This window comes from Maribacter sp. (genome assembly GCA_020629415.1).
Taxonomy (GTDB): domain Bacteria; phylum Bacteroidota; class Bacteroidia; order Flavobacteriales; family Flavobacteriaceae; genus Maribacter; species Maribacter huludaoensis.
The window spans coordinates 40,657-64,314 of the sequence record JAHDDL010000021.1; the positions used below are offsets into that span (position 1 = coordinate 40,657).

At 37.3% G+C, this 23,658-nt stretch carries 16 protein-coding genes; 2 read left to right on the top strand and 14 right to left on the bottom strand.

The features are described 5' to 3' along the window. Window positions 1-116: 116 nt before the first annotated feature. From gtfA to ruvB, 3 genes are all read right to left on the bottom strand, one after another. Window positions 117-1,571, bottom strand: a complete 1,455-nt coding sequence (gene gtfA, locus QZ657_RS10075; protein WP_291966658.1) for a sucrose phosphorylase — start codon at window positions 1,569-1,571, stop codon at window positions 117-119. A 230-nt stretch (window positions 1,572-1,801) separates the two neighbouring features. After that, window positions 1,802-2,725 (bottom strand): tRNA epoxyqueuosine(34) reductase QueG, encoded by a 924-nt coding sequence (gene queG, locus QZ657_RS10080; RefSeq protein ID WP_291966681.1) that lies wholly within the window; start codon window positions 2,723-2,725, stop codon window positions 1,802-1,804. Between the two features lie 2 nt (window positions 2,726-2,727). Further along, on the bottom strand, window positions 2,728-3,750 hold the full coding sequence (ruvB, locus tag QZ657_RS10085; protein ID WP_276471560.1) for a Holliday junction branch migration DNA helicase RuvB: 1,023 nt from the start codon (window positions 3,748-3,750) through the stop codon (window positions 2,728-2,730). 129 nt (window positions 3,751-3,879) lie between these two features. On the opposite strand from ruvB, the gene QZ657_RS10090 reads away from it, so the two are divergent. Then, window positions 3,880-6,144, top strand: a complete 2,265-nt coding sequence (locus tag QZ657_RS10090; RefSeq protein WP_291966660.1) for an acyl-CoA dehydrogenase — start codon at window positions 3,880-3,882, stop codon at window positions 6,142-6,144. On the opposite strand, the gene QZ657_RS10095 is transcribed toward QZ657_RS10090, so the two are convergent. From QZ657_RS10095 to QZ657_RS10135, 9 genes are all read right to left on the bottom strand, one after another. After that, window positions 6,141-6,968 carry a GIN domain-containing protein gene (locus tag QZ657_RS10095; protein WP_291960448.1) on the bottom strand — a complete coding sequence of 276 codons (828 nt, stop codon included), beginning with the start codon at window positions 6,966-6,968 and terminating at the stop codon, window positions 6,141-6,143. The genes QZ657_RS10090 and QZ657_RS10095 overlap by 4 nt on opposite strands. Before the next feature lie 136 nt (window positions 6,969-7,104). Then, entirely contained in the window at window positions 7,105-8,934 is a 1,830-nt protein-coding gene (locus QZ657_RS10100) for a cbb3-type cytochrome c oxidase subunit I (RefSeq protein ID WP_276471557.1), read from the bottom strand. Between the two features lie 59 nt (window positions 8,935-8,993). After that, the gene (locus QZ657_RS10105; RefSeq protein ID WP_291966662.1) at window positions 8,994-10,097 is read right to left on the bottom strand and encodes a cytochrome c oxidase subunit II; all 1,104 of its coding nucleotides are present in this window, start codon (window positions 10,095-10,097) and stop codon (window positions 8,994-8,996) included. A 32-nt stretch (window positions 10,098-10,129) separates the two neighbouring features. Next, window positions 10,130-11,464, bottom strand: coding sequence for a quinol:cytochrome C oxidoreductase (locus QZ657_RS10110; RefSeq protein WP_291966664.1), 1,335 nt, complete (start codon window positions 11,462-11,464; stop codon window positions 10,130-10,132). Window positions 11,465-11,479: 15 nt separating this feature from the next. Beyond that, on the bottom strand, window positions 11,480-12,040 hold the full coding sequence (locus tag QZ657_RS10115) for a c-type cytochrome (RefSeq protein ID WP_291960446.1): 561 nt from the start codon (window positions 12,038-12,040) through the stop codon (window positions 11,480-11,482). A 2-nt stretch (window positions 12,041-12,042) separates the two neighbouring features. Next, window positions 12,043-12,573, bottom strand: a complete 531-nt coding sequence (locus QZ657_RS10120; protein ID WP_276471553.1) for a DUF3341 domain-containing protein — start codon at window positions 12,571-12,573, stop codon at window positions 12,043-12,045. Between the two features lie 2 nt (window positions 12,574-12,575). After that, complete coding sequence (nrfD, locus tag QZ657_RS10125) at window positions 12,576-14,321, bottom strand: NrfD/PsrC family molybdoenzyme membrane anchor subunit (protein ID WP_276471552.1); 1,746 nt, start codon at window positions 14,319-14,321, stop codon at window positions 12,576-12,578. Between the two features lie 32 nt (window positions 14,322-14,353). Continuing rightward, on the bottom strand, window positions 14,354-17,473 hold the full coding sequence (locus QZ657_RS10130) for a TAT-variant-translocated molybdopterin oxidoreductase (RefSeq protein ID WP_291966665.1): 3,120 nt from the start codon (window positions 17,471-17,473) through the stop codon (window positions 14,354-14,356). A gap of 35 nt (window positions 17,474-17,508) precedes the next feature. Continuing rightward, entirely contained in the window at window positions 17,509-18,879 is a 1,371-nt protein-coding gene (locus QZ657_RS10135; protein ID WP_291966667.1) for a c-type cytochrome, read from the bottom strand. 231 nt (window positions 18,880-19,110) lie between these two features. Between QZ657_RS10135 and QZ657_RS10140 the strand changes: the two genes are divergently transcribed. Further along, window positions 19,111-19,482, top strand: coding sequence for an SPOR domain-containing protein (locus tag QZ657_RS10140; protein ID WP_276471549.1), 372 nt, complete (start codon window positions 19,111-19,113; stop codon window positions 19,480-19,482). 55 nt (window positions 19,483-19,537) lie between these two features. Here the strand turns inward: QZ657_RS10140 and infB are convergent, their stop codons facing one another. Then, window positions 19,538-22,378: a translation initiation factor IF-2 gene (gene infB / locus QZ657_RS10145; RefSeq protein ID WP_291966670.1), complete on the bottom strand. Its 2,841-nt coding sequence runs from the start codon at window positions 22,376-22,378 to the stop codon at window positions 19,538-19,540. 42 nt (window positions 22,379-22,420) lie between these two features. After that, window positions 22,421-23,653, bottom strand: a complete 1,233-nt coding sequence (gene nusA / locus QZ657_RS10150) for a transcription termination factor NusA (RefSeq protein ID WP_276471547.1) — start codon at window positions 23,651-23,653, stop codon at window positions 22,421-22,423. Window positions 23,654-23,658: the final 5 nt, after the last annotated feature.

Here is a 23,658-nt window from a genome sequence, read left to right on the forward strand (position 1 = left end):
TCCTATTATAACTAGCTTAACAAGATAGCATATTAAATAATTTAGAACATAAAATGTTGGTAAGAAATTTGAAATTCCCGGCACTATAACGTTATAGCAATTTAACTAGCACGAATTCAATATAATGAATCTGTCTTATCACGGTTAGAATAGGTGATTTTTAGATGTATTGATTTTAAGTCCAGGTACAATTCTGACCATTGCCTGTCATTTTCCCACCTAATATTTAAAATAGAATTAGACGATTCCTTCAAAATAAACTCACCATTAAAAGAGGTATGTGTATTTCTTAAAATGATCAATTGTTTAAACTTTGCAAAGAAAGACGTCTCAACATATTCATTTATTTCATCTTGGGAATAGTAATGTCTATTAATGTCTCTACCCACGTTGGTCTTGGCCAATAAGTCCATATCGTTTTCACCGGCAAAAAGTCCTACATAATAAACTTGAGGAATACCTGGAACAAAAAACTGAATGGCCCTTGCCGCTAAATACGCGTTCTCATCTTTACCTAGCGCTTCAAAATAAGTTGAATTTACTTGATACAAATCTAGATTTGAAGCAGCAGCTCCTGTTGCCTTTCTGCTTGTATTGCCACTATTTTCGTGCATACGTTCTACAATGGCATTTAAAGTTGCATCATCTATCAGCCCTTTTTGTCCATTTTCAGATGCTACATCCACTATGCCAATACCGTCATGGGTATCTAAAACCGTAATTGCGTTTCTTGGACTTACGTTCAACCAATTTTTTAAATTCTCTGCACTGGCGTTAAATAGGGTATCCAAGACCAACACTGGTAAAGCAAAGTCATAGACAAAGTCAACTTTTTTTGCAATTTCTATTTGAGTTTTATAAAATGAATGAATCTCTACCAATACAGCAATGCCCATTTTCTTGGCCTTTGTTGTAAGTTCATCTATAAAAGCAAAGGTTTCTTCTATCATAAAACTACTAGTACCTGCTTTTTTAATAGCATATCCGGCAGCATCTAGGCGAATCATGTTTACCCCAGACTTCTGAAACTCAACTAAAATACTCTCTAAATAATCAATCCCTTTTTTAGAATGAACATCTATATCAATTTGATTTGTGGTAAAAGTGGTCCAAATAAGCCTTTCTTGACCGTTATCAAATTTTACTTTTGTAAATGGATATCCAGATCGTGGCCTATAAATTTCTATTAAATCCTTTTCAGTAGCTCCGTTCGGAAAAACTGTATCAAAAGTCAAAAACAATTCTGCAAATTCAGAATCTTCCCCTTTTTTCAAAAAATCCTGAAATTCAGGTGATTTGGCGGACATATGGTTAACGATCAAATCTGCCATAACATCTACAGATGCACTTAACTCTTTAACATCGGCCCAGCTACCTAATCTCTTATCAATTTGTTTATGATCAATAGGATCAAACCCAGCGTCTTCTCCATCTATAGGATAATAAAAGGGAAGCATGTGAACACCACCGAACAAATCTTTGAATTGATTTTTCAACAAAAGGTCAAGCCCCTTAATGTCACTTTTACCCAACCTATCTACATAAGTAATTAATTGAACTTTATTCTTCATCTTAAATCTTTCTTTCTATCGAATTTTCTTAAATGAGCACTTGCAAATGAAATAAGCTATAGTGCCATTTTGTTAAAACAGGAATCCAATATAGTACTTAAAAGCTTAAAGTTAGGGACGAAATGAAGATTAGAACGCCCTGGCAAAAACTCAAACGTTAGAGTATTAAAAATAATTTTCAGCAAGATGGAAACATACTAAAAACATATTAAGATTTCCAAAAAAGTGAACTATTCTTTTAAAAAATCAATGTTCCTTTTAAGTCCGTCATATTTCGTTCGCTTTACTGCAGATTTTTGAAATACCTTTCTAAACACATCTTCGGTAATTTCCTCCCAATCTTTTCTGGTCATGCTGAGCAATTCTGGATTAGGATTGAACAAAGGTTCATTATGCGGCTTTGAAAACCGGTTCCAAGGACAAACATCTTGGCAAACATCGCAGCCAAACATCCAATCATCAAAAGAACCTTTCATTTCGTTTGGCAATTCGTTTTTTAACTCAATGGTAAAATATGAAACACACTTACTGCCATCAACTACATATGGCTCCGCAATTGCCTGCGTAGGGCACGCATCTATACAAGCCGTACATGTACCGCAATGATCTGTTACCGCATGGTCGTATTCCAGTTCTAAATCAACTATTAATTCTGCTATAAAGTAAAACGACCCCACCCGTTGGGTTAGCAGGTTACTATGCTTACCGATCCAACCCAAGCCACTTTTTGCAGCCCAAGCTTTGTCAAGCACAGGTGCAGAATCTACAAAGGCCCGCCCGTTGACTTCGCCTATTTCATCCGTTATAAATTCTTGTAATTGTCTGAGTTTTGTTTTAATTACATGATGGTAATCATGACCATATGCGTACTTGGAAATTTTGTATGAATCTTCATCTTGAGTTTCTTTAGGATAATAATTTAACAAAAGGGAAATTACGGACTTTGACCCCTCTACTAACTTTCTTGGATCCAATCTTTTATCGAAATGATTTGCCATATAGCTCATTTCGCCGTTCATATTATTATTGAGCCATCTCTCTAACCTAGGAGCTTCTTCTTCTAAAAAATCTGCTTTGGACACTCCACATGATAAAAAACCGAGGCGTTTGGCTTCGGTTTTAATACTATTGGTCCATTTATGTTTAATATCGATACTCAAAACAATCCAGGTTGAATTCCTCCTTTAATCCTTCCTAGGTGTTTGTATGCCAATTCTGTCACTTCTCTACCTCGTGGAGTTCTCATGATAAAACCCTGCTGAATTAAAAATGGCTCATACACCTCTTCAATAGTTTCTGCGCTTTCGGATACCGCCGTGGCCAAAGTGGTAATCCCCACAGGACCGCCCTTAAATTTATCGATTATAGTGGTCAAAATCTTGTTATCCATTTCATCTAGACCATGGGCATCCACATTCAAGGCCTTCAGACTAAATTTTGAAATTTCCATATCTATAGAGCCATTCCCTTTGATCTCGGCAAAATCTCGCACTCTTCTCAGCAAAGCATTACATATTCTGGGCGTACCCCTACTTCTGCCAGCAATTTCAATTGCCGCATCTTGAGAAATTGGTACGCGTAGAATTTCTGCACTACGTTCCACGATAGTTGAAAGTAATTCGGTTGAATAGTATTGCAACCTACTTTGAATACCAAAACGGGCACGCATAGGAGCGGTCAACAATCCTGACCTTGTAGTTGCACCGATCAACGTAAATGGATTTAAATTTATCTGAACAGATCTGGCATTTGGCCCAGATTCTAACATGATATCTATTTTATAATCTTCCATTGCAGAGTATAGATACTCCTCAACTATAGGGCTTAATCTATGAATTTCATCAATAAACAAAACATCACGTTCGTCTAAATTGGTAAGCAAGCCCGCTAAATCTCCAGGTTTATCTAGAACAGGACCCGAAGTAATTTTAATAGAAACCCCTAGTTCATTGGCAAGAATATTCGCCAAAGTAGTCTTACCTAAACCTGGGGGACCGTGAAACAAGGTATGATCCAATGCCTCGCCCCTTCTATTCGCAGCTTCAACAAAAACCTTCAGGTTTTCAAGAACCTGGTCCTGACCGGTAAAATCATCAAAATTTACAGGTCTTAATGCTCTTTCAATATCAAGTTCCTCATTAGAGAAACCATCAGCAGATGGGTCTAAATACTCGTTCATACACTAACAAAGATAGACAAACACCAGATAACTTTAAACTTATAACGGTAGCTAATTCAATTTATTAAAATACCTAAATGACCGTTAAATACCTGTAAGAAATCTAACTAAAAATTGTAAATTCATGGCATGACAAAAGAAAATTACCCAGCACAAGTACTACAATATATTCCTATATTTTATATCATATGGTCAGACGATCTGTTATCGGCATCTGAAATAAATGTGGTTGAGAAAGCCATTTCTGATGATGACACCTTGTCCACAGAGGATAAAAAACAGCTTAAAGCGTGGATGAACGTTAAAAATCCACCAAAGAACGAGACCTTTAAATACTGGAAACAATTAATCAATAACAGTGGTGTTAAGTTAGTGGAGCATGAAACTTATCCCTTAACAGCTTTTAGCCAAAAAGTAGCATCGCACTATCACGATAAAATATCGTACAACGATCAAATAAAAAGTATTGAAATAAACTTGGGCATTCAACCCAATCATTACAATTATCTATTTGACGTGCATATTGATCTAGAAAATAAATCATCTCAATATTCGTCAAAAACCATAGACACAATTTTAAAGGGAAATCATGCGGAAGCAATAGATTCTTTTAGAACCGCATTAAAAGATCCAATTTTCTCTTGGGAAGTAAGACGAAACAAAGAGGATTTTCGTAATCATGTTTTAAAACAAGTTAAATTTTTGGCAGATAAAGGATACGGAGCAATGGCCTACCCAGATGCCTATAGCGGCACCAATGATATGGAAGGTTATGCATACATCTTTGAAAATATGATGTGGGCGGACGGAAGTCTTTCTATAAAATTTGGAGTTCAATTTGGGTTGTTCGGTGGAAGTATTCAGAAACTTGGAACAAAAAAACACCATGACAAGTATTTAAAAGACACCGGTAAAGCTGAATTATTAGGATGTTTTGCCATGACGGAAACCGGGCACGGATCTAATGTACGAGGAATTAAAACTACGGCTACTTATAACAAAGACTCAGAAACCATTGTTATACACACACCAGGAAAAAATGACAACAAAGAATATATAGGTAATGCCATACATTCAAAAATGGCATCTGTATTTGCCCAACTCATTGTAAACGGAAAAAATGAAGGCGTACATGCTATTCTAGTACCCCTGAGAAACGAGAAACATGAATTACTACCTGGTGTAACAGTTGAAGATAATGGCTATAAATTAGGTCTTAACGGAGTTGATAATGGTAAAATTTGGTTCAATCAAGTTGAAGTGCCAAAAGAAAACCTATTGAACAAGTACGGTACTATTCTAGCGAATGGAGATTATTATTCAGAAATAAAGAATCCGAACAAACGATTCTTTACTATGTTGGGCACTTTAGTGGGCGGCAGAATTTGTGTAGCAAGAGCAGGCTTAGGCGGTGCAAAATTTGCACTGACCGTAGCTATAAAACATGCATTAAAAAGAAGGCAATTCAATGACAGTGTCAAAATACAGGAAGACCTGCTTATGGATTACCCATCGCACCAACTTCGTTTAACTCCATTAGTTGCAAGCGCATATGTATACCACATTACATTAGATAAAATGATGACGGTATATTGCGATGAAACGCAACCTGACAAGAGAAAGGTTGAAACACAAGTTGCAGGACTGAAATCCATTATTACATGGTATGCAAACGACACCATACAGGAATGCCGCGAAGCCTGTGGCGGTAAAGGGTATCTATTAGAAAACAGAATTGCGGATTTAAAAGGTGACGTTGATATTTTTACCACGTTTGAGGGGGACAACAATGTATTACTACAATTGGCGGCCAAAGGCGTTCTGTCAGATTTTAAGGCTGAGTTTAATAGCGCAGGTTTTTCAACTGTTTTAAAATTATTGAGCTCTCAACTTAGCGATAAGCTATCAACTATTAATCCGCTATACACTAACAAGACCGACAAGGACCACTTGTACAACCCTAAATTTCATGTCCATGCCTTAGAACATAGAACTAGAAGATTGACCTATACCCTTGCAATGCGCATTAGAGGGTATATTAAAAAAGGTATTCCTTCATATCAAGCCTTTTTAAAGGTACAAACACATTTAATGACACTTGGCAAAGCTTATAGCGCAGAACTGGCTTACAAATCGTTTATTGAACACAATAGGACTATTAAAGACCCAGCTTATAAGGAATTATTTGAAAAACTGGGTACGCTATACGCCCTGCATGAAATTAGAAAAAATGCATCATGGTATTTAGAACAAGGATATATAAGCGGAACCAAATCTAAAGCTATACGACAACGAGTAGAACGACTATGTACAGAATTAAGACCACATCTTAATAGTTTGGTAGATGGTTTTGGCATACCCGTTCATTTAATGACCGCTCCCATTGCAAATTAATTACGTTCTTTTTCCAATCTAGATGTATCCATAAAATCAAGGATAGTTATTTCTGCATCGCCATAAAGTTTGGTCCTAGCGGACCCCTTTGAGCTAAGTTGCAATGTATTTAAGGCTCTTATTTCTATATCAGGTGAATCTTCAGCAACTACGAGTACATGATTCGCCTGAAGATCAGATGCTTTTAATGAGGTATTACCATATAATTTTGTCATTAAATATTCTGATGTGCCTTCCACTTTAGCCGATGCATTTTTATACATATATATATTATTGCTGGCACCCGTAGTGTATAATTTAACATCGATCCTATCTTTCAATGTAAGGTTTAATGAGTCGCTCGCTAAATTAAAATCACCAGAACTAATTTCCTCCATATTAATATCCATAATATCAGCGGTAGCATTTAGTTCTAACCTAGAAGTACCGTACGTTTGTACTTCTAGCCTATCAGTAGAAATGACATCCTTCATACTAATTTTACCGTTCATCATTTTAATACTATTTAGCTCTTGAAAGAAAATTGTAATCTCCAGTTTCTTTTTTCCGGTAATATTATAAAACGACGATATTTTTAACGTTCCATTATCTACCCTGAATTTAAGAACGTCTACCAAATTATCATCCAATTCTAATGCATAACCTTCAGATGTAGCCTTTTGAATAACGATATCTAAATCATCCACTAATTCAATAGCATTAAAAGGTTCTAAATCTTCACGTACCTCAATGACATTTTTATTTCCTTTTATCTTGGGTTTACGTTGGGCGTAACCATTAATAGAGATGACAAATACTGTAATCAATAGGGTGAACTTTCTCATAGTGTTTACTTATGTTTAATTATCTGAAGTTATCCAATTTTAAGTAAAATTAGAACAACTTGATAATATCTTAAGAATTTAACCAAAAAAAAAAGCCCAACTATAGCTAGTTGGGCTTTATAAAACTTAAATATTTTTAATGATTCATTTCTTCTTCATTTTCCTGTAAAGGAATATGTTGTGGAACATAATCTTGACCTTCAATAATATAATCTCCGTTTTCATAAACCTTACTATAATCGTAAGCCCATCTATGAACTTCAGGAATAGGACCCGCCCAGTTACCATGAATATGTTCTTGCTCAGCAGTCCATTCCAAAGTATTTGATTTCCATGGATTCTTTGGACCAACCTTACCGTAAAATATACTGTAGAAGAAGTTAGCAACAAAAACCAATTGTGCAGCTGCTGCTATTATGGCAAAGACAGTCATTAATACTTGAATATCAGTTAACTCATCAAACATTGGAAAAGCTGTATTCTCGTAATATCTTCTTGGAACACCTGCCATACCTACAAAGTGCATAGGGAAGAAAACACCATAGGCACAAATAGCTGTTACCCAAAAGTGAACATAACCCAAGTTCTTGTTCATTAATCTACCACCATACATTTTAGGGAACCAGTGATAGACACCAGCAAACAAACCGTAAAGTGCAGAGATACCCATTACCAAGTGGAAGTGAGCTACTACGAAGTATGTATCGTGAACGTTAATATCCAACGTACTATCTCCTAAAACAATACCAGTTAATCCACCAGTAATAAATGTCGATACTAAACCAATTGAAAACAACATTGCCGGGTTCAATTGTAGGTTACCTTTCCATAAGGTAGTTATATAGTTGAATGCTTTTACCGCAGATGGTATAGCAATCAATAACGTTGTAAATGTAAATACAGATCCTAAAAACGGATTCATACCTGAGATAAACATGTGGTGACCCCAAACAATTGTAGATAAAAAGGCAATTGCTAAAATGGAAGCAATCATAGCACGATAACCAAAAATTGGTTTACGCGCATTTGTAGACATTACCTCAGAAGTGATACCCAATGCCGGTAATAATACAATATATACCTCCGGATGACCTAAGAACCAAAAAAGGTGCTCGTATAATACTGGTGACCCACCTTGATAATGTAGAACCTCACCCTGAATAAAAATATCTGACAGGAAGAAAGAAGTTCCAAAACTTCTATCCATTATTAATAATAATGCGGCAGATAATAAAACAGGGAATGAAATTACACCTATTATAGCTGTTACAAAGAATGCCCAAATTGTTAAAGGCAATCTTGTCATTGACATACCTTTGGTTCTTAAATTAATTACCGTTACAATGTAGTTCAAAGAACCTAAAAGAGATGATGCAATAAATATTGCCATTGAACTTAACCATAACGTCATACCCATTCCAGAACCTGGTTGAGCCATTGGCAAAGCACTTAATGGTGGATAAATTGTCCAACCAGCAGCTGCCGGACCTGCCTCTACGAATAAAGAAATTATCATAATTGCAGAAGCTATTGCAAACAACCAAAAGGATACCATATTCAAGAAACCAGATGCCATATCACGTGCACCGATCTGCAATGGAATCAATAAATTACTGAACGTACCACTTAAACCTGCAGTAAGTACAAAGAATACCATTATAGTACCGTGCATGGTAACCAATGCCAAATAAACATCGGCATCCATAACACCACCAGGTGCCCACTTGCCTAAAAGAGCTTCAAAAATTGGAAAAGACTCTCCTGGCCAAGCCAATTGCATTCTAAACAATAATGACATTGCAATACCTATAAAACCCATTACAAACACACCTAAAATAAGGTATTGTTTACCAATCATTTTATGGTCTTGGCTAAAGATATACTTTGTTACAAAAGTTTCTTTATGATGATGTCCATGATCGTCGTGTGCATGATCATCTACATGTGCATGTGCTGTTGCTGACATAATCGTAATCTTATTTATATTAATTTTCTAATTATAGCTATATTAATCTGAGAGTAAAATTACTCTGCTACTGAAACCGCACTAACCATGTTAAAAGCAGGGTTAGTATCATCCTTCATAACCGTTTCGGCAAAAGTTGATTGTGATTTGATCCACTGATTATATTCCTCTTCGGTCTCTACAATAATCTTCATTTGCATGTTATAATGAGATTTACCACAAATCTTATTACAAAGCAAGATATAATCAAACTGCCAAGGATCTAGAGCCTCTCCTGTACTTGCAGATTTTTCTGCTCTAATCTTATTAGTTCTTTTAACCTTATCCATAACATCTGGATTGGTCCTCATTTCTTCTGTTGTATAAATAGGAGTAAAAGAAAATTCGGTAATCATACCAGGTACACAGTTCATTTGCGCTCTAAAATGAGGCATGTAAGCTGAGTGTAATACGTCTTGAGAACGCATTTTAAAATTCACCTTTCTACCTACCGGTAAGTGCAATTCTTTTACAATAATATCGTCATGTGCATAGGTATCGGCTTCATCCAAGCCTAAAACGTTTGCTTTGTCAATATCAATCATTCTAACATTGGCTCCACCTAAAACATTATCATCACCACCATATCTGGCTGTCCAATTAAATTGTTGTGCATAAAGTTCAACAATCAACGGATCATCCTCATCGTTTACATCCATAATAGTAGTCCAGGTATATAATCCCCAAAGAATAAGACCTGCCAATACAATTACCGGAATAATGGTCCAAATAAACTCTAGACGATCATTATCCGCATAAAATAACGCTTTTTGCCCTTTTTTACCGGCATATTTATAACCAAAATAATGTAACAACGCTTGGGTCAAGGTTTGCACGATAAAGATAATAATGAAAGAAACCAACATTAAGCTATCATATTCCTCACCATGTGCCGATCCAGCTTCTGGTAAAAGAAACTTACCATAGTTCCAAAAACTGAATATGGTAATTCCGTAAATGAATACCAAAAATCCAAATAACATGTAACCGTTATTTTTATTATCGCTATCCGTTGCTATTTGGTGCTGCTCAGTTCTAAGCTGTGACAATTCAAAGATTTTAGTCAATTGCCAAATGGCAATGGCTACAAGAACAAGTACAGCTAAAGTTAATAATGTCGTCATTGTATATATAAATGTTATACTTTACTTAATTACTAGTAATGAAAGTGTCTACTTTCTTCAATAAAAGGATTTCTTTTTGGTTGTAGCGGCTGCGTTGAAAGTGCTCTAAAAATCCAGAATATAAATAATCCTGCAAAAAACAATACAGAACCTATCTCAGGAATACCAATGTACCAGTTCTTACCTACCGTAGAAGGCATAATAGCATTAAAGATATCCATATAGTGCCCAGCAAGTATTACGATACCTGTTAAAACTACAAACCAATTAATTCTCTTGTAATCACTATTCATTAAAAGAAGCACCGGGAACAAGAAGTTCATTGCTACCATACCGAAGAATGGTAATTTGTAATCTGCTATTCTAGTAACATAATATGTTACTTCTTCAGGTATGTTAGAATACCATATCAACATAAATTGAGAGAACCATAGGTATGTCCAAAATATACTGATACCGAACATGAACTTTGCTAAATCATGTATATGACTGTCGTTAACATCCGGCAAATGACCTTTAGACTTTAAATAGATGGTCACCATTGCTATAACCGTAATTCCTGAAACGAACATACTGGCAAAAATATACCAACCGAACAATGTACTGAACCAGTGTGGTTCTACACTCATAATCCAATCCCAGGACATAATAGATTCACTGATAAGGTAAAACACCAAGAAACCAGCAGATATTCTAAAATTTAATTTAAAGTTAGAATTGTCATCTGAATCATCTTGCGCAATAGAAAGTTTTCTAGAATACTCTCTATAACCAATCCAACCAGCTAAAAATATAGCTGCTCTTATTAAAAAGAAGGTAGGGTTCAAATACCCAGACTTACCCTGTAACAATGCATCATGTGCTACAACATCGGCATCCATCCAGACAAATAGATGGTTCATGTGCAAAACAGAAAGAAGCAATATTACAAATACAATGATTCCACCAGGAACCAAGTAAGACGTAATACCTTCCATTACTCTGAATAACAGTGGAGACCAACCTGCTTGCGCAGCACGTTGTATAGCATAAAAAGCCAATACCCCTAATGATATCATCATAAAAAAGAACGCCGCAACATATAAAGCCGCCCAAGGTCTATTTTTTAATTGATCCAATAAATGCTGATCATGAGAAGCATCATGTTCTTCACCATGAGATTCAGCAACCCCGTGATCACTTTCTTTTGTTGCATGTTCAGCTTCAGCTGCATGGGCGTCACCATCACCTCCGTCATGACTTGCTACCATTTCTTTTGCCTCTGCTATAGTTCCAGGAGCCATAACAAACCCACCAATGATTCCTAATGCACCTACTATCATTAGAACGATGGAAGCTATTTTAAGTCTATTTGAAAACGTATACATAGTATTGTTTACCTATTATTTGGTTAAATCTTGTTTCAATTTCATTACATATTCTGACACCTGCCACATTTCTTCAGTGTTCATCTGTGAAGCATAAGAACCCATTGAGTTCAATCCATAATGAATTGTATAGTATGTGGAACCTACATTAATGTTTCTTACTTCGTCAGCATAATTAGGCACACCTAGTATCTTTTCTCTTTTAACAAGAGTACCCTGACCATCGCCTTTATCCCCATGACAAATAGCACAATAAATGGTATACAACTGACCACCTTTAGCCAAATTTTTCTCAACATTCATTGTATCAAGCGGACTTGTTTGCAATCTTGATAATTCTTTACCTTCCGGGGAATTTTCAATTTCATATGGCAACCAACCCCTGTTTATCGTATTTGCAGGTGGAACCAAAGCCTCTGCTTCGTTTGGCAAAAAGTCCACCTCACTATAAGTCTCGTAACCTACGGACTCATACATATTAGGCATATACTGATAGTTAGGTACGCTGTCATCTTTACAAGACGTTGCTACGATAGCCAACCCGAATATTATCGCTATTTTCTTAAAACTGTTCATATTTAATGACTGTTTTTTTCTGAAATATTAATTTCTACTGCACCAGTATTCATTAACAAATCTCTTAATTCTTGCTCGTTGTCATGGATTTCTATTTCCATCAAAAAATGATCGTCCGTAGTTCTTACATCAGGATTCTCGGCTTCTTTAAAAGGCCATAGTCTACTTCTTAAATAAAAAGTAATAACCATTAAGTGAGCCGCAAAGAACACCGTCAACTCGAACATAATAGGCACGAATGCAGGTAGGTTCTCCAAATAACTGAAGCTAGGCTTACCACCTATATCTTGCGGCCAATCTTCTATCATGATAAAATTCATCATAAGAGTTGCCACAGTTAAACCAACCAAACCATACAAGAAAGCTGTAATAGCCAATCTTGTAGGCGCTAAGCCCATAGCTTTGTCTAATCCGTGCACAGGGAAAGGACAATATACTTCGTCTATGTGAAGCTTTGCTGCCTTTACCTTTTTAACGGCAAGCATGAGCACATCGTCATCATCGTAAAAAGCGTGTATAACTTTAGATGCCATATTTATCTTTTGTTATTTAATAAAATTGCTGCTTGTCCTGCCCAGTCATCACGTTGTGCTCTACCTGGGAAAGACCCTGTAATAGAATCTAACAAATTATATTCGCTCTCTGTCATTCTAGCTACTTGAGCAAAAGTGTAAATTCCTATTTCATTTAATGTTGCTTCCATCTGAGGACCAATACCCTTAACCCTCTTCAAATCATCTGCCTCTTGTGTAGTGGCATCAAAAGTACCCACCGCACTTAAAAGATCAGAAACACCTACTTTATCACCTACCGTAGGAACAACTTCGCCCATAAGAACATCATCAGTTATAGGCTCTTTAATCTCTACATTAGTCGTTTTGATTTCATATAACGGCTTACCTGAATCTCTTAGAACTTTATACTTCTGCCCAGAAGATTTTAAAATAGATTTAACCTCTGCCTGTGCAATAACAGGGAAAGTTCTAGAGTACAATAAGAACAACACAAAGAAGAATCCAATGGTACCTACGAAAATACCGATATCTACAAAAGTTGGAGAGAACATTGTCCAAGAAGAAGGAAGATAATCTCTATGCAATGAAGTAACGATAATTACGAATCTTTCGAACCACATACCTATGTTTACCACAATAGAAATAAAGAAAGAGAACATGATACTAGTTCTTAATTTCTTGAACCACATAAATTGTGGAGAGAATACATTACAAGTCATCATTGACCAGTATGCCCACCAATAAGGACCGGTTGCCCTGTTCAAGAAAGCGTATTGCTCATATTCCACACCAGAATACCATGCCATGAACAACTCGGTAATATAGGCACAACCTACAATAGAACCGGTTAACATGATTACAATATTCATTAATTCAATATGCTGAATAGTAATATAATTTTCTAAATGACATACTTTTCTCATTATAATCAACAACGTGTTTACCATTGCGAAACCAGAGAAAATTGCCCCTGCCACGAAGTAAGGTGGAAAAATTGTTGTATGCCAACCTGGTATAACCGACGTAGCAAAGTCAAAAGATACAATGGTGTGTACAGATAATACCAACGGAGTTGCAAGACCTGCAAGTACCAATGACACTTCCTCAAATCGTTGCCAATCTTTGGCACGACCACTCCACCCAAAACTTAAAAGACTATAGATTTTCTTTTGAAAAGGCAATACGGCCCTATCACGAATCATAGCAAAATCAGGAAGTAAACCTGTCCACCAAAATACCAATGAAACAGAAAGATATGTTGATATCGCGAATACATCCCAAAGAAGTGGAGAGTTAAAGTTTACCCATAACGACCCAAATTGATTTGGAATAGGTAATACCCAATATGCCAACCATGGACGACCCATGTGAATAATAGGGAACAAACCAGCTTGAACAACGGAAAAAATTGTCATTGCCTCAGCAGAACGGTTAATTGCCATTCTCCATTTTTGACGGAACAACAATAATACCGCCGATATCAAAGTACCAGCGTGGCCGATACCTACCCACCAAACGAAATTGGTAATATCCCAAGCCCAGTTTACAGACTTGTTAAGACCCCATGTACCGATACCGGTAGAGACCGTATAAATAATACAACCTACTCCCCAAAGGAATGCCACTAGGGCAATGGAAAAAACTATCCACCAGTGCTTATTAGCTCTGCCTTCCACTGGTGCGGCAATATCCACTGTTACATCGTGGTAGCCTTTGTCTCCAGTTACTAGGGGTTTACGTATAGGTGCTTCGTAATGCGACGCCATAGACTTTTGTTATAATTACTTTCTACTATTGTTTATGCTTCGTTGGTGTTTCTAACCTTAACATGGTAGAAAACGTTTGGTTGTGTACCTACATGCTCCAACAAATGATACATGCGGTCACTTTGTTTTAATTCTGCAACTTTACTCTTCTCATCATTAACATCACCAAATACAATGGCACCGTTACTACATGCCGAAGAACAAGCTGTTTGGAATTCTCCATCCTCAATAACACGACCGTCTCTCTTAGCATCAAGAATAGTCTTTTGTGTTTTTTGAATACACATAGAACATTTCTCGATAACACCTCTAGAACGAACGTTTACATCTGGGTTCAATACCATTTTACCCAAATCATTGTTCATATGGAAATCGAACTCGTCATTGTTATTATATAAGAACCAGTTAAATCTACGTACTTTATAAGGACAGTTGTTAGCACAATATCTTGTACCTACACATCTGTTATAAGCCATTTGGTTTTGACCTTGTCTACCATGTGAAGTTGCCGCTACAGGACAAACAGTTTCACAAGGAGCATGGTTACAGTGTTGACACATTACAGGCTGAAAAGCAACCTGAGGATTCGCAGAAGGATCTTCTAACTCACCGAAACCACCTAATGAACCATTATCACCGGACAAACCGTCGAAACCATCTTTTTTGGCATTATCACCTTCAAAGGTTTCTTCAGACGAGTAATATCTATCGATACGCAACCAATGCATATCCCTAGACTTTCTTACCTCCGCCTTACCAACAACAGGTACGTTATTTTCTGCATGACAAGCGATAACACAAGAACCACAACCGGTACAAGCATTTAAATCAATAGACATGTTAAAATGATGACCGATAGAACGATCAAAGCTATCCCATAAGTCAACAGAAGTTGCAGGAACTTCTTGATGGTCCAAAGATACCACAGGAACCTCGTTCCATTCCGCATGGTCTTTAGTATTAAATATCTCTAAAGTTGTTTCTTTAATGATATCTCCCCTACCCATTAAGGTTTTATGTAATTGAATACAAGCAAACTCATGATTACCTCCAACTTTTTCTACACTTACAGATTGAATATTGCTAAATCCGTCATATAGTTTAAAAGCATTTACACCAGTCTGCATTTCTTCTTTCAATCCTACAGTTTTACCGTAACCGAATGAAAGACCTACAGTACCTTTTGCCTGCCCAGGCTGAACAACCACCGGCACCCTCTCCAAACTAACACCATTAACGGTAAGCTTTACATAGCTACCATCCATACCGCCGTTTGCAACGTTTACATTTTCTACACCAAGCTCAGCAGCATCTGCTTTTGAAATAGTAACATAGTTATCCCAAGAAACTCTTGTAATTGGATCCGGAAATTCTTGCAACCAAGGGTTACTTGCCTGCTGGCCATCGCCCATACCAACTTTAGAATACAACGTAAGCTCCATTCCATCACTAGTGGTATTTGCTAAACTACGTACAGCAGAAGATAAAGAAGTATTGGAAACAACCTCAATTGTATCCTCCGTAGTCGTAATATCTTGAGCTGCCCCTTCAGTATTCACCACCATAGTTTTGGTACTGAAAACACCATCTTGCAACGCTTGATTCCAACTTGCACCGTTAAGTACAGATGAAGTCCAAGTATCTTTTATATAATCATAATACGTTTGCTCACTTCCCAGTAGCCCTAAAACTACGGATTGAAACTGCTTTGTATCAAATAATTCTTTAATAGTAGGCTGCATTAAACTGTAATGCCCCTTCTTAATTTGAATATCTCCCCAAGACTCCAAATAGTGGTTTGTAGCGCCCACATATTGCACAGCCTCAGTAGTTTCATTCCAATTTGTAGAAAAAGCAACAGATAAATCAACCTTTTCCAGACCTTCTTTAAAATCAGCTGCATTAGGCAATGAATATATAGGATTAACACCATCCATCAATAAAGCGCCAACTCTACCGGCCTTCATATCTGCAATCAGCGAATTAACCGCCTTCACACTACCTTTTCTTATATATTTAGGAGCTGCAACATCATAGGCTTTACTGGAAAGCATTTCATTGATTGCCAAAACAACAGCTTGAGCATTAACATCGTCTAATCCCGTTACAACAACAGCATTGGAACCAGCTTTCTTTATCTCTACGGCAATGGAATCAACCAAAGCATCATACTCTGAAGTGTTACCACCTACAGAAGTACCATTTAATTTTCCGTATAATTTAGCCAAAACAACCTTTTGAGCACTTGGCTTCATGGCCACGCGCTTATCGGCATTTGCACCGGTCAATGACATATTTGCCTCAACCTGTATATGTCTGGACATTTTACCATTCTTAGGAACACGCCCTCTAGAATAACCCGCATCATAACCACCGCCTTGCCAGTCGGCAATAAAATCTGCCCCAAAAGAAACAATAAGCTCTGCCTTTTCAAAATCGTAATCAGCTAAAGCACGCTCTCCGTATTTATTTTCAAACGCAGTTAATGCCGCATCTTCAGATATAGCATCATAGGTAACATGAACCACATTTTCATTGGCAGCGACCAGATCAGCCATAAGACGATCGGTTGATGGACTAGCATATGTCTGTGTAAGAACAGCAATTTTTTTAGCAGAACCCTTAAGCGAACCCATTTTAGACTTAACGGTAGCTTTAAGTACATCCCATTCTACCGGCTCTCCATTTGCCAACGGCCCTTGCAACCTTGTACTATCGTACAACGAAAGAACAGAACCCTGCACCCTAGCATTAGCCGAACCACCTATTTTAGCCAAAGTATTATTCTCTACCTTGATAGGACGACCCTCACGAGTCTTTATCAATATGCTAGCAAAATCAAAACCATTTGCAATTGTAGTTGCATAATAGTTAGCGACTCCGGGAACTATATTTTCTGGCAATACCACATAAGGAATCGATTTTACAACCGGTCCTTCACATGCTGCTAAAGAAGCGGCCGCGGTACTAAACCCAACATACTTCAAGAAATCTCTACGATTTGTATTTGTAGAAGACAATGTTTCCTTGTCACCCAAGAAATCATCCACAGGAATCTGCTCTACAAATTCATTCTGCTTTAGCGCCTCAACAATGGAATCGTTAGGATTTAACTCCGCTTCGTTCTTCCAATATTTTTTGTTTGATGCCATACGTATTATCTGTAATTAGCTTCTTTAAATTATTATTAATAGTGACATTTACCACATTCCAGCCCACCCAACTGAGCAGCTGTTAAATTCTCTACACCGTATTTCTTTGAAAGCTCAGCATGAATTTTCTCATAGTATTCATTACCCTCAACCTTTACATTGGTCTCTCTATGACAATCAATACACCAACCCATTGTCAACGGAGAATACTGATACATAATTTCCATTTCCTCTACAGGACCGTGACAAGTTTGACACTCAACACCTGCGACCGAAACGTGCTGCGAGTGATTGAAATAAGCAAAATCTGGCAGGTTATGAATTCTTACCCATTCTACAGGCTGACTTTCACCAGTGTATTTTTGATTTTCTTCATCCCAACCAACTGCTTTGTATAATTTCTTTATCTCACCAGTATAGAACTCGTTCGTGTATCCATTCTCCAAATCTTCTTGAGACGGACCCTCCGGATTACCAGTATACTCATAAACTGATTTATGACAGTTCATACATACATTCAAAGAAGGTATACCAGAATGTTTGGAAACCCTAGCAGAAGAGTGACAATATTTACACTCTATCTTATTATCACCTGCATGAATCTTATGTGAATAATGAATTGGCTGAATTGGGGCATAACCCTGATCGACACCTACCTGCATCATCCAACCATAGGCAAAGTATGCACTACCCAACAATAAGAAAACAACGGTAACCAAAACCAAAAATTGATTTTGCGCAAAAGCTTTCCAAATCGGGGTTCTTTTTTCAGCATTCTCTTTTTCAAGAACAACACCATTTGCCTGTGCTATACGCTGTAATGTCTTATTCACCAACAACAGCATAACCACCAACAAACCAAAAACCAAGACCAAAGCACCCAAGATCACTTCATTTGAGACGCCAGAAGAATTTCCCGCATTTCCACCAGCAACATCTGCACTACCCGCAACAGGTGCAGGGGCAGCAGCCGGAGCTGCAGCGGTATATGCCAAAATATCATCGATATCTGTGTTTGACAAGGTTGGAAAAGCCGTCATTGCAGCTTGATTATACTCTGCGTACAATTTATTTGCATAAGCGTCACCCGACTTAATTACACCAGGACTGTTTTTAATCCAAGCATAAAGCCACTCTCTGTCCAAGCCTTCTTCTTCACTCAACCTAGCCTCTACATTCTCTAATGCAGGACCGGTCATCTTACGATTTAACGCATGACAGGCAGCACAGTTTTGATTGAACAATGCCTTGCCTTTTTTAGCATCGCCACCCCCTGCGGTTTCAGTAGCCACAGATTCAGCAGCAGCTTCATCCTGCGCTATTGAGGGACTTGCAAAAAGCAAAAATACAATTAGGGATAATCCTAAAATTTTAGAAAACTGATTTCGGTTTGGAACCTTTTTCATATATCGAATATTTCTATCGGAATCTTGGCATGATTTTGGTCATAGATGAAACCAATTACAATCCACCAAATGCCTAAATCGATGACAAAAATACGACATAGACTTTATTTGCAAAATGTTAATGTATCTATAATTTACAATTTAGAAATATTCTAAATAGATCAAGATTTATTTGTTTGAGCCTTAATAAATTACTTTTGTCCTAAATGAAAAATAAATTGAAAATAGGTTATGAAAATTGTTAGTACCCTCCTAGTTTTTGCTTGTTTTAGCCAATTTAGCTACGCACAAAGTGCAAATGTAGATATACAGCAAGACCCGAAGATTGATCAATTGTTAGAGATTTACAAATCATCCTTAAGCAATAATGAATACTACAGAATACAAGTTGGCTTTGGCAACTATGCAAAAGCACAAAAAATAAAAGCAAACGTGGAAGAGGATTTTCCTGAACTAGTTTCTAAAATTGATTTTGACTCACCAACATATCGCGTAAGAGTCGGCAGGTTTACCTCTAGATTAGATGCCGAACGAAAGTTCAACGAGGTAAGGACCAAGTACCCCGATGCTATGTTATTAAAACCAAAAAAATCGACCAAATAGGTCGATTTTTTTTGCTTTATTTCTAAAGAGATTTTAATACTCTTTATTTCAAATTCTATTTGGACTTCAACTTTTTCTTCACTGCAACTTCTTGGAACGCTTCCACGATATCACCTTCATTGATATCATTATAGTTTTTAATCTGAAGACCACAGTCATAACCTTTAGCTACTTCCCTAACATCATCTTTAAATCGTTTTAACGAAGATAATGTACCTGTATATATAACTACGCCATCTCGTATTAATCTAATATTAGAGTTTCTAAAGATTTTACCGCTTGTTACCATACAACCTGCAATAGTTCCAATTTTAGAAATTTTAAAAGTTTCCCTAATCTCAGCTGTACCAGAAATCTCTTCTTTCATTTCAGGAGATAACATACCTTCCATTGCATCTTTAAGGTCATTGATCGCAGCATAAATGATAGAATACATACGGATATCTATTTCCTCTTTCTCGGCAATTGCTTTCGCGTTGCCCATAGGCCTTACATTAAACCCTATAATAACCGCATCCGAAGCAGAAGCCAATAACACATCTGATTCCGTAATAGGACCTACAGCTTTATGTATGATATTCACCTGAATTTCATCAGTGGATAATTTCTGGAAAGAATCTGTAAGCGCTTCAACAGAACCATCAACATCACCCTTAAGAATAATATTAAGTTCTTTGAAATCACCTAATGCAATTCTACGACCAATTTCATCCAAAGTAATATGACGCTGTGTTCTAACAGACTGCTCACGTTGTAATTGAGATCTTCTTGAGGCAATTTGCTTAGCCTCACGCTCGTCTTCCAATACGTAGAACTTATCACCTGCCTGAGAAGCCCCGTCAAGACCTAATATAGATATTGGTGTTGAAGGACCAACTTCTTTTACATTATTGCCCCTCTCATCCTGCATTGCCTTGATCTTACCACTTGTAGTACCGGCCAACACATAATCACCTATCTTAAGTGTACCAGACTGCACTAACACAGTAGACACATAACCTTTTCCTTTATCCAAGAACGCTTCCACAACAGTTCCTGTTGCATTTTTATTTGGATTGGCCTTTAACTCTAATAACTCAGCTTCAAGTAAAACTTTCTCTAATAATTCCTTTACACCTAAACCGGTCTTGGCAGAAATATCATGAGATTGTATTTTACCTCCCCAATCTTCAACCAATAGGTTCATCTGCGCTAGACCTTCCTTAATCTTATCTGGATTAGACGTAGACTTATCAACTTTGTTTATTGCAAAAACAATTGGTACACCAGCAGCTTGCGCGTGACTGATCGCCTCTTTTGTTTGTGGCATAATATCATCATCTGCCGCAATAACAATAATTGCAATATCGGTTACCTGAGCACCTCTAGCACGCATAGCGGTAAAAGCCTCGTGACCAGGAGTATCCAAGAAAGCAATTCTTTCCCCATTTTCAAGTGTTACTCCGTAGGCGCCAATATGCTGAGTAATACCACCACTTTCTCCGGCAATTACATTCTCTTTACGGATGTAATCCAATAAAGATGTTTTACCGTGATCCACGTGCCCCATGACCGTAACGATCGGAGCTCTATGCTTTAAATCTTCAGGAGCATCTTCTTCCTCAACTATACTTTCTTCAATATCAGCAGTAACAAAGTCAACCTCATAACCGAATTCTTCTGCTACTATAGATAATGTTTCAGCATCTAAACGCTGATTCATGGTCACCATAATACCTAATGACATACAAGCTGAAATAATTTCAGTTGTAGAAACTCCCATCATGGTAGCGACCTCTGTTGCCGTAACAAACTCGGTAACTTTAAGCACCTTGTTCTCCAATTCCTGTTGTTCAAGATCTTTCTCCGTTTGCTCACGGTGCTGATCCCTTTTACTTCTTCTATACTTTGCCCCTTTACCCTTCTTGGATTTACCTTGAAGTTTTTCTAGGGTTTCACGTACTTGCTTTTGCACGTCTTCCTCAGTAGGCTCAACTTTTGCCACCGGCGCAAATCTTCCTCTACCTTTATTTCTATCACCAGAGTTTCCGGTGTTTCTATTTTGACCTGGACCGGAAGTATTTTTAGTTACAATTCTTCTACGCCTTTTCTTTCGGTCAGCACCTGCAGCAGGCTTTTTATCTTCTTTCTTTTTCTTGGGCTTTTCAAATTTGCTAAGGTCAATTTTCTCACCGGCAATTTTTGGACCCGACAATTTCTGATACTGAGTCTCTATTGTTTTTGGTGCCTCAGGCTCCTGAGCGGCTTCTGCAGTAGAATCAGCTTTTGCAGGCTCCTGTTTAGCTTCTGATTTTTTAGTTTCATCAGCTTTAGAAGCGACAGCTTTAGGAGATTCAACTTTAGGCTCCTCTTTTTTCACCTCTTTCTTTGGAGCCGGTTGGGACACAATTTTAGGACCTTGTAAAACAACCCTTCTTGTCTCCTTGACCTCTACCTTTGGAGCAGATTTTTCTTCCTCTTTAGGCGCAACCTTTTCTTCAGCTTTTGGAGTTTCTTTAGCAGGTTGCTCTTCAACTTTTTTCTTAGGATTAAGGTCAATTTTACCTACCATCTTAGGACCAGAAAGTTCTACCTTACCAACTAAAGTTTTGTCTTCGGATTCAGAGTTTCTTCGCTCACGGGCCAAGCGACGATCTTCTTGCTCTTTTTCCAATCGAACTCGAATTGCCTCTTTCTCCTTACGCTTTTCCTCTCCAACTTCTTTCGATGCAACCTTTTTACTCTTATCCGTCTGGAACTCATCAAGCAAAACTTGGTAAACATCATCAGAAATTTTTGTGGTAGGCCTCGCTTCCACATCATGTCCTTTTCCGTTAAGAAAGTCCACTGCCCTATCCAAGGAAATATTAAGTTCACGAAGAACTTTATTAAGCCTTATTTTTGCATTGTCTGCCATAAATACTGATTCCCGTTCTTTTATTTAAGTGCTAATATATAGCTAATCTTCTAATTCTTCTTTTAGTATACGAACAACTTCTAAAATAGTTTCCTCTTCTAAATCTGTACGTTTCACTAAATCATTAACATCTTGCTCTAATACGCTACGCGCAGTATCAAAACCGATCTTCTTGAATTCTTCAATAATCCAAGCATCGATTTCATCTGAGAACTCCGTTAATTCAACATCTTCCTCAACTCCTTCTCTAAACACATCTATCTCATAACCAGTAAGTTGACCAGCTAATCTAATATTGTGACCACCTCTACCTATTGCCTTAGAAACCTCTTCTGGCTTCAGGTAAACTTGTGCGGTCATCTTTTCATCGTTCAACTTAACAGAAGAAACCCTTGCCGGACTCAACGCCCTGGTCACTAACAATTGTGGGTTAGCAGTCCAGTTAATAACATCTATATTCTCATTACCTAATTCACGAACAATACCGTGAATTCTAGATCCTTTCATACCCACACAAGCTCCAACAGGATCAATACGATCATCATAAGAGTCTACAGCAACCTTTGCTTTTTCCCCTGGTATTCTAACCGCTTTCTTTACAGTAATCAATCCGTCGAACACTTCTGGTATTTCCTGAAAGAACAATTGCTCCAAGAATTTAGGCGAACTTCTAGACATTATAATCGTAGGTTTAGCTCCTTTTAACTCTACACTTTCAATAACACCCCTAACGTTATCACCTTTACGGAAAAAATCAGAAGGTATCTGTCTATCTTTCGGCAAAATTATCTCATTGCCCTCGTCATCTAACAAAATAACAGCTTTATGACGAATATGGTGCACCTCTGCCGTATAAATCTCGCCCTCTAAATCCTTAAAATGCTTATAAATGGTTGTATTATCATGCTCATGAATTTTCGAAATAAGATTTTGACGTAATGCCAAAATTGCCCTTCTTCCTAGATCAATCAACTTTACCTCTTCAGACACATCTTCACCAACTTCAAAATCTGGCTCAATTTTACGGGCCGCAGATAATGAAATTTCTTCATTTGGCTCCTCAACCTCACCATCATTTACAACGATGCGGTTTCTCCAAATTTCCAAATCACCTTTATCTGGATTTATGATGATATCAAAGTTATCATCTGAACCAAACTTCTTTTTAAGCGCATTTCTAAATACATCTTCCAAAATGGCCATTAATGTTACCCTGTCTATGAACTTATCGTCCTTAAACTCTGAGAAAGATTCAATTAACGCAATATTTTCCATTGGTA